Consider the following 14,871-nt stretch of genomic DNA (forward strand, 5'->3'; position numbering starts at 1 on the left):
GGCCCTCAAATTACATCACTAAACGGCGGATGTCAGACATCGCATCATTAATGAAACTGATGAAACGTGCACCATCAGCACCGTCGATCACGCGGTGATCGTAGGAGAGAGACAGTGGCAGCATTAGACGTGGTGCAAATTCTTTACCGTTCCAAACCGGCTTCATTGACGATTTGGAGACGCCTAAGATAGCCACTTCTGGTGCGTTAACAATTGGTGTAAACGCAGTACCACCGATACCACCGAGGCTGGAGATAGTGAAGCAACCACCCTGCATATCGGACGCTGTCAGCTTACCGGCACGTGCTTTCTTGGATATTTCAGCCAGCTCACGGGACAGTTCAACGATACCTTTCTTATTCACATCGCGAAATACCGGAACCACTAGGCCATTTGGTGTATCAACCGCCACACCAATGTTGATGTATTTCTTCAGCGTTAACTTCTGACCATCTTCAGACAGTGAACTATTAAAGCGCGGCAATTCTTCCAGCGCTTTCGCTACTGCCTTCATGATGAAGACCAGCGGAGTGATTTTCACATCCAGCTTTTTCTTCTCGGCTTCAACGTTTTGCTGCTTACGGAAAGCTTCAACATCAGTAATATCTGTTTCGTCAAACTGTGTAACGTGAGGGATCATCACCCAGTTACGATGCAGGTTAGCGCCAGAGATCTTCTGGATACGACCCAGTTCAACTTCTTCAATGTCACCAAACTTGCTGAAGTCAACTTTCGGCCACGGTAACAAACCCGGTAGAGAACCACCAGAAGCCGCAACCGCACCAGATTCAACGCGTTTAACCGCATCTTTCACGTAGGCCTGAACGTCTTCTTTCAGAATACGGCCTTTACGACCAGTACCTTTCACTTTCGCCAGGTTAACGCCAAACTCACGCGCCAGACGACGGATAACCGGAGTCGCGTGGATATAAGCATCGTTCACTGCAAATTCATTGCTGCCGGAAGCTGCCGGTGCCGCTGGTTTAGCCGCGGTAACCGCTGGAGCCGGTGCCACAGCAGCCGAAGCGGGGGCACTTGCCGCAGCAGGCGCAGCGCCTGCCACTTCAAACACCATAATCAATGAGCCAGTAGACACTTTGCTGCCCACCTGTACTTTGATCTCTTTAATGGTACCTGCAAACGGAGCGGGAACTTCCATCGAGGCTTTATCACCTTCAACGGTAATCAGTGATTGCTCAGCTTCAATTTTGTCGCCGACTTTCACCAGCACTTCGGTCACTTCGACTTCGTCACCGCCGATATCCGGAACCTGAACCTCTTTCGCTGAAACACCACTCGCTGCCGCCGGAGCCGCCACTGAAACAGGTGCACTTGCAGCAGGCGCAGCGCCTGCCACTTCAAATACCATAATCAATGTACCAGTAGACACTTTGTTGCCCACCTGAACTTTGATCTCTTTAATGATACCTGCAAACGGAGCTGGGACTTCCATTGAGGCTTTATCACCTTCAACGGTAATCAGTGATTGTTCAGCTTCAACTTTATCACCCACTTTCACCAGCACTTCGGTCACTTCGACTTCGTCACCGCCAATGTCAGGAACCTGAACATTTTTAGCTGCTGAAGCCGCCGGAGCACTGGCTGCCGGAGCAGCAGCCGGAGCTTCTGCTTTCGGAGCTGGTGCTGCATCAGCACCATCAAAAATCATAATCAGCGAACCGGTAGACACTTTATTGCCCACCTGAACTTTAATTTCTTTAATCACGCCACCCTGTGGTGAAGGAACTTCCATTGAAGCTTTATCACCTTCAACAGTGATCAGTGATTGCTCAGCCTCAACGGTATCACCCACTTTCACCAGCAGTTCGGTTACTTCTACTTCGTCAGCACCGATGTCCGGCACTTTGATTTCAATAGTCATTTAATCTTTACCTCTTATGCCAGACGTGGGTTAACTTTGTCTGCATCGATACCAAATTTGGTAATCGCTTCAGCCACAACGCTGGCCGGTACATCGCCGCGTTTTGCCAGTTCACCCAGTGCAGCAACCACAACGTAGGAAGCATCAACTTCGAAGTGGTGACGTAGGTTTTCGCGGCTGTCTGAACGACCGAAGCCATCAGTACCCAGTACGCGGAACTCGCTGGCTGGAATAAAGTTACGAATTTGTTCAGCAAACAGCTTCATATAGTCAGTGGAAGCTACAGCTGGTGCATCATTCATCACTTGAGCAACATAAGGCACACGTGGAGTTTCTAACGGATGCAACATGTTCCAACGCTCACAATCCTGACCATCACGAGCCAGTTCAGTGAATGAAGTTACGCTGTAAACATCCGAACTGATGCCGTAATCTTTCGCCAGAATCTGAGACGCTTCACGTACATGAGGCAGAATAGAACCTGAACCCATCAGTTGAACTTTACCTTTACCATTGCCCGCGACGGTTTCCAGTTTATAGATACCTCTACGGATACCCTCTTCCACACCTTCCGGCATTGCTGGCATGTGGTAGTTTTCGTTCAGGGTAGTGATGTAGTAGTAAACGTTCTCCTGATTGCCATACATACGCTGTAAACCGTCATGCATGATAACAGCCACTTCATAAGCGTAAGTTGGGTCATAAGAGATACAGTTAGGGATAGTCAGAGCTTGAATGTGGCTGTGACCATCTTCGTGCTGTAGGCCTTCGCCGTTCAGCGTAGTACGGCCAGAAGTACCACCCACTAAGAAGCCACGAGCTTGCTGATCCCCTGCCATCCAGCACAGGTCACCAATACGTTGGAAACCGAACATGGAGTAGTAAATGTAGAACGGAATCATTGGGCAATCGTTGGTGCTGTAAGACGTTGCAGCAGCCAGCCATGATGCACCCGCACCCAGCTCGTTAATACCTTCCTGCAGAATCTGACCCTTCTCATCTTCTTTATAGTAAGCCACTTGCTCACGGTCCTGAGGAACGTATTGCTGGCCTTTAGGACTATAAATACCGATTTGACGGAACAGACCTTCCATACCGAAAGTACGCGCTTCATCAGCCAGAATCGGCACTAAACGAGGACCGATTGAGGCATCTTTCAGCATAACGTTCAGCGCACGAACGAAGGCAATCGTGGTAGAAATTTCTTTATTCTGTTCTTCCAGCAGTTGGCTGAATTCACTTAACGCAGGAATCGTCAGCGGCTGAGTAAACTCAGTTAAACGGCTTGGTAAATAACCTTCTAACGCATTACGGCGTTCGTGCAGGTATTTGTACTCTTCAGAATCTTTTTCCAGCGTCAGCAGAGGCAGTTTTTCAATATCGGCATCAGCGACAGGCACATTGAAACGATCGCGGAATTGGCGAACGCCGTCCATGTTCATTTTCTTAACCTGATGAGCGATGTTTTTACCTTCTGCGGTTTCACCCATACCATAACCTTTGATGGTGTGAGCTAAAATCACCGTTGGCTGACCCTGAGTTTCTTGTGCTTTCTTCAGTGCGGCATACACTTTTCTTGGATCGTGGCCGCCGCGGTTCAGAGCCCAGATTTCGTCATCGGTCATATCTTTGACCAGCGCAGCGGTTTCTGGGTATCTGCCGAAGAAGTGTTCACGAACGTAAGCACCGTTTCTGGACTTGAATGTCTGATAATCACCATCAACGGTTTCGTTCATTAACTGAATCAGTTTACCGGTGGTGTCTTTACGCAGCAGCTCTTCCCAACGGTCGCCCCACATGACTTTAATTACGCTCCAGCCGGCGCCTTTAAAGATGCCTTCCAGTTCGTTAACAATTTTACCGTTACCAGTAACCGGGCCATCAAGACGCTGCAAGTTACAGTTGATGATGAACACCAAATTGTCCAGTTTGTCACGGGTCGCTATGGTGATAGCGCCTTTAGATTCTGGCTCATCCATTTCACCATCACCGAGGAAGGCATAAACGGTTTGTGCAGAAGTATCTTTCAGGCCACGGTTATGCAGGTATTTCAGGAAACGAGCCTGATAAATGGCGCTGATTGGACCCAGACCCATAGAAACGGTTGGGAACTGCCAGAATTCCGGCATCAGTTTAGGGTGAGGATAAGAAGAAAGACCTTTACCATGAACTTCCTGACGGAAGTTATTCATTTGCTCTTCGGTCAGACGGCCTTCAAGGAAAGCACGGGCGTAAATCCCCGGTGAAATGTGGCCCTGGAAGAACACCAGATCGCCGCCGTCTTTAGCGTTACGAGCACGGAAGAAGTGGTTAAAACACACATCATAAATCGTGGCTGAAGACTGGAACGATGCCATATGGCCACCCAGTTCCAGATCTTTCTTGGAAGCGCGTAATACGGTCATCACCGCATTCCAACGAATAATAGAACGGATACGACGTTCTAAATCAAGGTTACCTGGATAGGTAGGTTCTTCAGACAGTGGGATGGTATTAATGTAATCACTGACGAACCCTTCACCTGAAGGTAAATTGACGCCGGCCTTACGTGCAGACGCCATAACCTGATCAATCAGGTATTGAGCTCGCTCAACACCTTCTTCACGGATGACCGATTCGATCGCCTGCAACCAATCGCGGGTTTCAATCGGATCCACGTCTTGATTTACAATTTCCGACATGGTTGTTTCCTTATTCTATCTTTACGTTAGTTATTCAAAGCCTGTCTTAATCGCGTCTTATACCGAAGAAATGCAGACGTTATTAAGACAGGCTCGGTGTTGTGGTGAGCTGAAAGCTCTAATCCCTATGCTGCTGTAACAACCGCAGCGATCGCTCGCGACGAGTATGTTCTCGGTCGAGGTCGAGCAGCACTTCCTCGATAAAGGCTAAATGCCGATGCGATGCTTCACGTGCTTTTTCTGGCTCACGTGCAACAATAGCTTCGAATATACTAGCCCTGTGATTACTCACTCTTTCCAGCATTTCACGGCGGGAATAGAGCAAATCGAAATTCTGACGGACATTCTGTTCTAACAACGGCGTCATGCAGCGCAGCAGGTGGAGCAATACCACATTGTGGCTGGCCTCTGTCACTGCTGTCTGATATTGCATTACGGCTTCAGCTTCGTTTTGTTTATCACCGGAAGCCTGTGCTATTTCTATTTGCTGGTGATATTCACGGATACGCTGAAAATCTTCATCGGTACCACGTAAAGCTGCGTAATAAGCCGCTATACCCTCTAAGGCATGTCGCGTTTCTAACAGATCAAATTGGGATTCTGGATGATCGGCCAACAGCTCGCTTAAAGGATCTCTTAAACTTTGCCACAGGTTGGTTTGTACAAACGTACCGCCCCCTTGCCGACGTAATAATAGTCCTTTCGCTTCCAAACGCTGGATGGCTTCTCTTAATGACGGGCGGGAAACATCGAATTGTTTAGCTAACTCGCGCTCAGGAAGAAGTTTCTCCCCGGGACGGAGGGTTCCTTCAAGAATCAGCGTCTCGAGCTGCTGCTCTATCACGTCGGATAACTTGGGTTGACGAACCTTGCTATAAACCATAATGCTTCTCAAAAATGCCCTGAAGTCAATTGGTAATACCAATATCAAAAGTGTGACGATAAAGTAACAAATTATTCACCTTGTGTCCATATGGCCTTTGACCTAAATCATAAAACCTTACCTATCGCTGTGATTTATACAAGGTATTGTTAATTATCATACCAATAAAGAGGTACACCCAATTCAACAACCTCACAATAATTTAACGTTTTTTAAACGAATAAAAAGTAAAACTGAAGCGGATCAGCAAACCAATTTGTGAATATAAAATCGATTCAAAAGAGATTACATTCAATCTAAAAAGTTAATCGATGTGATTGACAGGATAGCTTCCTAAAAATTTATTGAATATTTGTGAAATTGCCTGATTAGTGACATCCGTTTATGGAAGAAAGCATCCCACAAAATGCTATTTTTTGAACACCAAGTTTATCATTCCAGCCCTATCTATAAGCAGATCGAAATCAGTAAAAACACCTTTATGTGACATCTGTTGCTTAAAATGTAGATGGAATCACTGGTTTGATATTGCCATTATCTCATTTACGCCAGTGTCAGATAAAAATATCAAACCCTATTTAATTGAAAAATAAGTAATTAAAAAATATTATTTTCAATTTATTACGCAAGAAAGAAGAGAATAAAACGCTGAAGAAAGAAAAATAATGCAAACTTTTTTGTTTACCACTATTCTTCCCGCACGAATAGATGGTATCTAAAAACTTTTTATTGGTAACTGTAAATATTTTAATACAGAGGGATAGCCCATCCAAAAAAATCCAATAAGAACAAACCGCTAAATGCAAAAAGCCAGTGAGGAAAGAAGAATAATGAGTGAGCAGCTCAAACGCGGCCTTAAAAATCGCCATATTCAGTTAATTGCCTTAGGGGGTGCCGTCGGCACAGGCCTGTTTTTAGGTAGCGCTCAGACCATCAATATGGCGGGGCCATCCGTTATTTTGGGCTATGCCATTGGCGGTATTATTGCTTTCCTGATTATGCGCCAATTAGGTGAAATGATTACTGAAGAGCCGGTAGCAGGGACGTTCAGCCACTTCTCTTATAAATACTGGGGGCCGTTTGCCGGTTTCCTGTCTGGGTGGAACTACTGGATGCTGTTTGTACTGGTCAGCATGGCGGAGCTAACCGCCGTAGGAATGTATGTTCAGTACTGGTGGCCGGACATACCTACTTGGGCTTCTGCGGCTTTCTTCTTTGTCCTAATAAACCTAATTAACCTCTCCACGGTTAAAGTTTACGGAGAGATGGAGTTCTGGTTTGCCATTATCAAAGTTGCCGCCATTATCGGTATGATTGCATTTGGTATCTGGTTATTGGCAACCGGTACTGGTGGTCCAGAAGCTGGGATCAATAATCTCTGGTCGCAGGGCGGATTTATTCCTTTTGGCTTTGAAGGTTTAGTAATGGCTACCGCTATTATCATGTTCTCTTTCGGTGGTCTGGAATTAATCGGTATTACCGCGGCTGAAGCGGATAACCCAGAAAAAACCATACCAAAAGCCATCAATCAAGTACTTTACCGTATTCTGATTTTCTATATTGGTTCACTGGTTGTTTTGCTGTCTCTCTACCCATGGACCAAAGTCGTAGAAGGCGGTAGCCCATTCGTGATGATTTTCCACCACCTAAACAGTAGTATGGTGGCTACGGCTCTGAATATCGTCGTTCTGACTGCTGCGCTGTCGGTTTATAACAGTTGTGTATACAGTAATAGCCGTATGCTTTACGGTTTGGCTTTACAGAAAAATGCGCCTCAGGCACTAGCGAGAACCAGCCGTCGCGGCGTACCGGTTAATGCAATTATATTTTCCAGTACGGTGGCAGCAATCGGGATTATCATTAATTACTTAATTCCTAAAGAGGCCATCAGTATTCTGATGTCGCTAGTGGTTTCCAGTATTGTGATTAACTGGGCGATGATTAGCCTGTCGCACTTGAAGTTCCGCGCAGCTAAAGACCGTGAGGGTGTAACTCCAAAATTTAAGGCTATCCTTTACCCATTTAGCAACTATCTGTGTTTGCTGTTCCTAGCTGGTGTATTGGTCATTATGTATATGACGCCAGGAATCCGTATTTCAGTGCAGTTGATTCCGGTTTGGCTGGTGATTTTAGGGATTGGGTATTTGATTACCCGGAAAACAGTGAAGTAAGCGTTACTGTTGCTGTTTTTTGATGAGAAATCCCCCCATGACATGAACTGCCCCCATAAAGTTGGACGGTTTATATTTGGCGGGGATTTTTGTATCTGGAGTATCGCGTTTTAAAATAGGGTTTTGAGGATATTCCGGCCGTACAAAACAATATTGCGCATATCATCTTTGTGCTCGGTCGGAAGACCATTTGTACTTAGCACTGGAGTGCTCCGTGCCTAGTCCGCCTAGGGGCAGTTATGAAACACCTAACTGTGTTTCACCCTTCGGGCCAACGCAAGCGTTGTTCAAACAGGCTTTGCCTGTTTGTCCGGCAGCTAAAGCTGCTACGACCCCAACGGCGACCTCTCCCTCCGATAAGCGTTGCTAACACCCAAAATGCCAAAACTACGATATGAATATTTGAGGGCCTGTAGTTCAAATCTATTTATTAGTCTTAATCTGCTTTTTATAACGTTGCCAGTCGAAGTGTGGGCCGGGGTCGGTTTTGCGGCCGGGCGCGATGTCGCTGTGTCCGGTTATTCTTTCTGGTGTGATAGCGTAATGTTGGAGCAGTTGCTGGGTTAATTGTTGCAGGCTTTGGTACTGTGCCGGAGTGAAGTCCGTGGTGTCGGTTCCCTCCAGTTCGATACCGATGGAGAAGTCATTGCAACGTTCTCGCCCTTCAAACAGAGAGACGCCCGCATGCCAAGCGCGTTTATCAAAAGGAACATACTGGACAATCTGACCATCGCGTCGAATAAGGCAATGGGCAGAAACTCTCAGATGTTGAATTTCGGCAAAATAAGAATGCTCTTCTGGGTTTAAAGTACCGGTAAACAGTTGGTCAATATAGGGGCCACCAAACTCGCCGGGAGGCAGGCTAATATTGTGGATCACCAGCAGTGAAGGTATCTCCCCTTCTGGTCTTTCATCAAAATGGGGGGACGGTACACGCTTAACGCCAACTATCCATCCTTGCTCTAGCTTCATTGAATGCCTCAGTTACCCTGCTGTTATCGCCCGATTATAAATATATCGGCTATTTCTGCGTACTGATTTCTCTTCACGCCACACGTTCACCCCACTAAATATGCAAAACGTCTCCCATTATTTGATGCAATCAATACGCTATCACAAAATTGTCTGGAGACGGTTTCCTAAACACCAACTTAGCCATTTTCTTCCCTTCCAGCCTGAATATGATGTCCGCACTTTCAATTATTCAGGAGTAAAAAGATGAATCAACAAACTGGTTTTACCCTATTCGAACTGATGATCGCTATTGCGATTATTGCCATTCTGACCGCCATTGGATTACCCGCCTATCAGGGTTATATTCAGAAAGCGGCACTCACCGATATGTTACAAGCAATGGTGCCTTACAAAACTGCGGTCGAACTCTGCGCCCTAGAAAGCGGTGAGCTTAGTCAGTGTAATAACGGGAACGCTGGTATTTCAGCCACTAAAGAGACCCGCTATGTTTCCCGAATCTCCGTGGCTAATGGTGTGATTTCACTTGCAGGAAAAAATGCCCTATTAGGATTAAGTGTTGACCTGACCCCAACGCTCGATAATGCATCTGGCGGCCTACAGTGGCAGCGCAAATGTAGTAGCGATAAGCAAAACGATAATATGGTTCAGGCCTGTAATGACACCTTCCGTTTTGATGATGTGAGCAATCCATGAGTGAGATCAGTTTAATGACTCAACAGATAAGTGAAGAGGTCATTGCTGAATGTTTGCGCCATCAGGTAGTTCCGGTGGCGCTAAACCAACAGTACCTGACTATCGCCGCTATACAAGGAGAACCGCTTCATCAAGTTACCGCCTCCCTCACCTTTACCTGTGGGAGGCAGGTTAAGATTGAATATTGGCCACGCATTAAAATTGAACAGTATCTCAGCGACCTAAGCCATCATCGACCTAATAAAGCATTGCTGGAAGCCGCTGGACAACAGCAGCCTATTGAGGCCTCAGCAACTCAGGAACATGATGATGAGCCGGTGGTACAGTTCATTAATCAGGTTATCCATCAGGCACTAAAACGTCGGGCTTCAGATATTCACTTTGAACCCTATACCAATCACTTTCGTATTCGCTTGCGTATTGACGGCTCTTTGCAAGAAGCAGCCTCGCCGCCTGTGGTTCTGGCTCCCCAACTCGTTGCTCGACTGAAAATTATGGCACAACTAAATATTGCCGAACGACGACTTCCACAAGATGGGCAGCTCACGTTCCAGCACGATAATCAGGAGCGCGCATTGCGAATATCCACGCTACCGATTTCTGACGGTGAAAAAGTCGTTCTACGCGTGATGGAATCTGAACAGCATCAACAATCCATTGATACCCTTGGTATGTCTAATACTGAGCAGCAACTCTATATTCAGATGCTTCAGCAACCTCAAGGAATGATTTTGGTTACCGGGCCAACGGGTAGTGGTAAAACGATCACCCTGTACAGTGGACTACGCCTGTTAAATGATGTCAGTCGTAATATCTGTAGTGTGGAAGATCCGGTGGAAATACCGACATCGGGTATTAACCAAACTCAAGTAAATAGCAAAATTGGCGTCACTTTCAATACGGCATTAAGGGCTTTTCTACGTCAAGACCCTGATGTACTGATGGTAGGAGAAATTCGCGATAAAGAAACCGCAGAAATCGCGGTAGAAGCGGCTCAAACCGGCCATTTAGTATTGGCTACCCTGCACACCAATTCGGCAGCAGAAACCTTAACTCGTCTCGGTCAAATGGGAATACCTGACTATCTGTTAGCCTCCTGCCTGAAACTGATTGTCGCCCAGCGCCTTATTCGCTGTTTGTGTCCCCATTGTAAACAGCAGCGTATTGAACCCGATAATATTCATTTTGAACAAGATACTATCAGCTGTCGTACTTTTGACGCTATTGGCTGTGAGCACTGTGTAGGGGGTTATTATGGCCGAACAGGGCTATATGAAATGTTGGTTATCAACGAAGATATTCGCCACGGGGTACTGACTGGTCAATCCGCTTCCCAGTTGCATCAGTTAGCCTGCCGCCACGGTATGACTTCGCTTTTACAGGCGGGAATCGCGTTGGTAAAGCTAGGTACAACCTCTTTAGCGGAACTTTACCGAACGCTAGGGTCATCTTCTGAGTCCGCCATTTCGTAATGGGTATTTTATGATAAATAATTCCCGGCTCTATATCTGGCGCAGTGTTGATGGGCTAAACGGCGAAATCCCCGCATCATCAATCATCAATGCGCGACAAATGTTAATACTTAAGGGGATTATTCCCATAAAGATCGAGGCCAGCGTACGGTTAGGAAAAAAGTGTTGGCAGTTGGCTACACTCTCAATTATTACTCGCCAATTAGCCACCATGCTGCAGGCAGGATTACCGTTATCCAACTGCCTGCTGTTGATTGCAAATGAGCACCCTCATCCGGCATGGCGCTATCTGCTAAAAGAGCTACAAATGGCTATCTCTCAAGGAAAATCATTCTCACTGGCATTAAATGAACATGCCTACGCTTTTCCTCCATTATTCAGAGAGTTGATTGCCACAGGTGAACTCACCGGCAAACTGGATGAGTGCTGTTTTTTGATCGCCGAACAGCAGGATAAATTATTAAAACTGCAGAAGAAGGTGCGTAAAGCACTGCGCTATCCACTATTTATTCTTGCCGTTGCCAGTATCGTTACACTATTGATGTTGATCTTCGTTTTACCCTCTTTTGCCGAGATATATCGCTCGTTTAATGCCCCACTGCCTTGGTTTACCCAATCGATTATCTCACTGTCAGAAGCCATTATTAATTACGGGATGTTTATCGGTTCGCTTCCCGTTTTACTGTATGGCTATTACACAAAGAAATTAAGACCACAAATGAGCTGGAAAGAAAAAGAACAGAAATTATTATTAAACCTGCCGTTATGTGGAAAGCTATTGCAAATAAGCGCACTGGCAAAAATATTCCGAACACTGGCAATGACTCAGCATGCCGGCATATCTATAACAGCAGGAATTAAATCATCAGCCAACGCATCTGGGAATATTCAATACTTGAATGCAATGATAGAAGCAATAAAAATAATTGAACAAGGAACACCACTATTTAAAGCATTACACCAACAAATTCTTTTTCCACCGCTTTGCTATCAACTCATTCGTGTTGGAGAAGAGTCAGGAATGTTAGATGTAATGCTGGATAAACTCGCTAGTATCTATGAGGCGGAATCTGAAAATCAGGCAGATAGCCTATCTTCTCGTCTGGAACCTGTATTGATGCTGGTACTTGGCATCATTGTTGGTGGATTAGTTATTGCTATCTATCTCCCTATATTTCAGTTGGGTAATGTCATGGGATAACGCAGAATCAGAACGTCTATTTGACGCTAATTCGCTAAAAGAGAATCACCAATGACGACCCTTTACACACATTCAAATAAAAACATAGGTCTTACATTTAACCGAACGCTCATTAAAAAACATAAAAAACAAAAAATAAAATTTTTAATCACTAAAATGAGGTTAGCACTATAATTCAGAAGACCATACATATTGGGTTATTTATATTCACTATTCTGCTATTTATGACTATATGAGAAGTTGCTCTCTTTTTATTCTGTTAGTTTTGCCAAATTGTAGTAGCAATCATTTTACTGCTTTACCAACCCGCTAAACTTTATTAGAGGAAAGTAACATGCTAAAACGCTTATTGCTCGTAAGTTCTATCGCAACACTTCTTTCCGGTGCAGCTTATGCACAATCCCTCACCGTTGGCTTTTCACAAATTGGTTCTGAATCGGGCTGGCGGGCTGCTGAAACGTCTGTCGCAAAAGAACAGGCTAAACAGCGTAACATTACCCTAAAGATTGCTGATGCCCAGCAAAAACAGGAAAACCAAATTAAAGCAGTACGCTCTTTTATTGCTCAGGGGGTTGATGCCATCTTTATTGCTCCGGTAGTACAAACAGGATGGGAGCCGGTATTGGAAGAAGCTAAAGATGCCAAAATCCCCGTATTCCTACTGGATCGCAATATTACCGCGAAAGATAAATCGCTTTATATGTCAGTAGTTACCGCTGATAACGTTTACGAAGGTAAAGTCGCTGGTGAGTGGCTGGTAAAAGAGATGGCGGGAAAAAACTGTGACGTTGTTGAATTACAGGGTACCGTTGGTGCCAGCGTAGCGTTAGACCGCAAAAAAGGCTTTGCTGACGCTATTGCCGCTACCCCTTCAATAAAAATCGTTCGAACTCAGTCCGGCGACTTTACCCGCAGTAAAGGTAAAGAAGTCATGGAAAGCTTCATTAAAGCCGAAGATCGTGGCAAAAACATTTGTGCGGTCTATGCCCATAACGACGATATGGCCATCGGTGCCATTCAGGCCATTAAAGAAGCGGGCTTAAAGCCGGGCAGCGATATTAAAATCGTCTCTATTGATGCCGTACCGGACATCTTTAAAGCCATGCAGGCCGGTGAAGCTAACTTAACCGTCGAGTTGACGCCAAATATGGCTGGCCCTGCATTTGATGCTCTTCAGGCCTATAAGAAAGACGGCACTATTCCACCAAAAGTTATCCTGACCGAGTCTAAAGCCTTTGGCCCGGACAGCGCTCAACAGCAAATCGAACTGAAGAAGAATATGGGTTACTAACATTAACTAACCCGTTCACCCGCTGCTATGTCAAAGCCATAGCAGCGGTTTCTACCCTATCTGTCAGCAATCATATTAATAATGTTATCACCAGTGAAAACAGGGGAATCTATGGCAGAGCAACAGCACTCAGACGATACTCTTCTGGATATCAAAGGGATCAGTAAATCTTTTCCCGGCGTCAAAGCGCTGCACGATGTTTCACTGACGCTTCGTCGCGGCGAGATTATGGCGCTACTGGGAGAAAATGGCGCAGGTAAATCCACGCTGATTAAAGCGCTAACTGGTGTTTACCCAAAAGACAGTGGAACTATTTTTCTGGAAGGAAAAGAGATTAATCCAACCAGTACAGCTCACGCTCAGTCTATCGGGATCGGTACGGTCTATCAGGAAGTTAATCTGTTACCCAATATGTCTGTTGCAGATAACTTATTTATTGGCCGTGAACCTAAAAAATTTGGGCTGGTAAACCGAAAAGAAATTATTCGTCAGTCTCAGAAAATTATGACCAGCTATGGCTTTGAGCTGGATGTCACTCAACCACTTGGCTATTACTCGGTAGCCATGCAGCAAATTGTCGCCATTGCCCGAGCGGTTGATCTTTCCGCTAAAGTTTTGATCCTCGATGAGCCAACCGCCAGTTTAGATACCAGCGAAGTCGCGTTACTGTTCAGTATCATGCGTGATTTACGCAACCGGGGTGTAAGCCTGATTTTTATTACTCACTTTCTTGAACAGGTATACGCCGTTACCGACCGAATTACCGTATTGCGTAATGGTGAGTTAGTGGGTACCCGTGTTACTGCCGAACTGCCGCATATTGAACTGGTAAAAATGATGCTTGGCAGAGAGTTGGAAGATAATGCTCTGCGCCGTGCCGGACGCACTTTGAGAAGCGATAAACCAACTGTCGCTTTTGAGCACTATGGTAAAAAAGGCACTATTCTTCCCTTTGACTTACAAGTTCGTCCCGGTGAAGTCGTTGGACTAGCGGGACTACTGGGCTCTGGCAGAACCGAAACTGCGGAGGTTATCTTTGGGATTAAACCTGCTGATAGCGGTAAAGCCAGAGTCAAAGGTCGAGAGGTAAAAATAAAATCAGCCCGGCAAGCCTCATCATTAGGCTTTGGTTTCTGCCCGGAAGATCGTAAAACTGAAGGTATCATTGCTGCTGCTTCAGTCAGAGAAAATATTATTCTAGCTCTACAAACTCAACGCGGCTGGCTGCACCCTATTTCGCGCAAAGAGCAAGATGACATCGCTGCACGTTTTATTCGCCAGTTAGGAATCAAAACCCCCAGCGCAGAACAACCCATTCAGTTTCTTTCCGGGGGCAATCAACAAAAAGTCCTGCTCTCACGCTGGTTGGTAACCAAACCGCAGTTTCTGATCCTTGATGAACCTACCCGTGGTATTGATGTGGGAGCGCACGCTGAGATCATTCGCCTGATTGAAACCTTGTGTGCCGATGGTTTGGCATTGTTGGTTATCTCTTCTGAGCTTGAAGAGCTTATTGGTTACGCCGACCGGGTGATTATTTTACGGGATGGTAAACAAATTGCAGAAATTCCGGCAGAACAGTTATCCGTACCCGCCATCATGAACGCGATTGCGGCTTAAGG

The 14,871-nt window shown here is 45.7% G+C and carries 10 protein-coding genes; 6 read left to right on the forward strand and 4 right to left on the reverse strand.

All coding sequences use genetic code 11. From position 1 onward, the window contains the following. Positions 1–10: 10 nt before the first annotated feature. From aceF to pdhR, 3 genes are all read right to left on the reverse strand, one after another. Positions 11–1,882 (reverse strand): pyruvate dehydrogenase complex dihydrolipoyllysine-residue acetyltransferase, encoded by a 1,872-nt coding sequence (gene aceF, locus HYN51_RS11410; RefSeq protein WP_108900136.1) that lies wholly within the window; start codon positions 1,880–1,882, stop codon positions 11–13. 14 nt (positions 1,883–1,896) lie between these two features. Next, a complete protein-coding gene (gene aceE, locus HYN51_RS11415; RefSeq protein ID WP_108900137.1) occupies positions 1,897–4,563 on the reverse strand; it encodes a pyruvate dehydrogenase (acetyl-transferring), homodimeric type in 2,667 nt (888 codons plus the stop codon). Between the two features lie 118 nt (positions 4,564–4,681). Then, positions 4,682–5,446, reverse strand: coding sequence for a pyruvate dehydrogenase complex transcriptional repressor PdhR (gene pdhR / locus HYN51_RS11420; protein ID WP_108900138.1), 765 nt, complete (start codon positions 5,444–5,446; stop codon positions 4,682–4,684). An 830-nt stretch (positions 5,447–6,276) separates the two neighbouring features. Here pdhR and HYN51_RS11425 point away from each other — a divergent pair. Next, a complete protein-coding gene (locus HYN51_RS11425) occupies positions 6,277–7,617 on the forward strand; it encodes an amino acid permease (protein WP_108900139.1) in 1,341 nt (446 codons plus the stop codon). 423 nt (positions 7,618–8,040) lie between these two features. Here HYN51_RS11425 and ampD read toward each other — a convergent pair whose 3' ends face one another. Beyond that, the gene (ampD, locus tag HYN51_RS11430; RefSeq protein ID WP_108900140.1) at positions 8,041–8,589 is read right to left on the reverse strand and encodes a 1,6-anhydro-N-acetylmuramyl-L-alanine amidase AmpD; all 549 of its coding nucleotides are present in this window, start codon (positions 8,587–8,589) and stop codon (positions 8,041–8,043) included. A gap of 246 nt (positions 8,590–8,835) precedes the next feature. Between ampD and ppdD the strand changes: the two genes are divergently transcribed. From ppdD to ytfR, 5 genes are all read left to right on the forward strand, one after another. Next, positions 8,836–9,285 (forward strand): prepilin peptidase-dependent pilin, encoded by a 450-nt coding sequence (gene ppdD / locus HYN51_RS11435; protein ID WP_108900141.1) that lies wholly within the window; start codon positions 8,836–8,838, stop codon positions 9,283–9,285. A 14-nt stretch (positions 9,286–9,299) separates the two neighbouring features. Beyond that, positions 9,300–10,757, forward strand: a complete 1,458-nt coding sequence (gene gspE / locus HYN51_RS11440; RefSeq protein ID WP_108902042.1) for a type II secretion system protein GspE — start codon at positions 9,300–9,302, stop codon at positions 10,755–10,757. Between the two features lie 10 nt (positions 10,758–10,767). Then, positions 10,768–11,958 carry a protein transport protein HofC gene (hofC, locus tag HYN51_RS11445; RefSeq protein WP_108900142.1) on the forward strand — a complete coding sequence of 397 codons (1,191 nt, stop codon included), beginning with the start codon at positions 10,768–10,770 and terminating at the stop codon, positions 11,956–11,958. 334 nt (positions 11,959–12,292) lie between these two features. Further along, positions 12,293–13,249 carry a galactofuranose ABC transporter, galactofuranose-binding protein YtfQ gene (gene ytfQ / locus HYN51_RS11450; RefSeq protein WP_108900143.1) on the forward strand — a complete coding sequence of 319 codons (957 nt, stop codon included), beginning with the start codon at positions 12,293–12,295 and terminating at the stop codon, positions 13,247–13,249. A 111-nt stretch (positions 13,250–13,360) separates the two neighbouring features. Further along, positions 13,361–14,869, forward strand: coding sequence for a galactofuranose ABC transporter, ATP-binding protein YtfR (gene ytfR, locus HYN51_RS11455; protein ID WP_108900144.1), 1,509 nt, complete (start codon positions 13,361–13,363; stop codon positions 14,867–14,869). Positions 14,870–14,871 lie beyond the last annotated feature (2 nt).

This window comes from Limnobaculum parvum (assembly GCF_003096015.2).
Lineage (GTDB): Bacteria > Pseudomonadota > Gammaproteobacteria > Enterobacterales > Enterobacteriaceae > Limnobaculum > Limnobaculum parvum.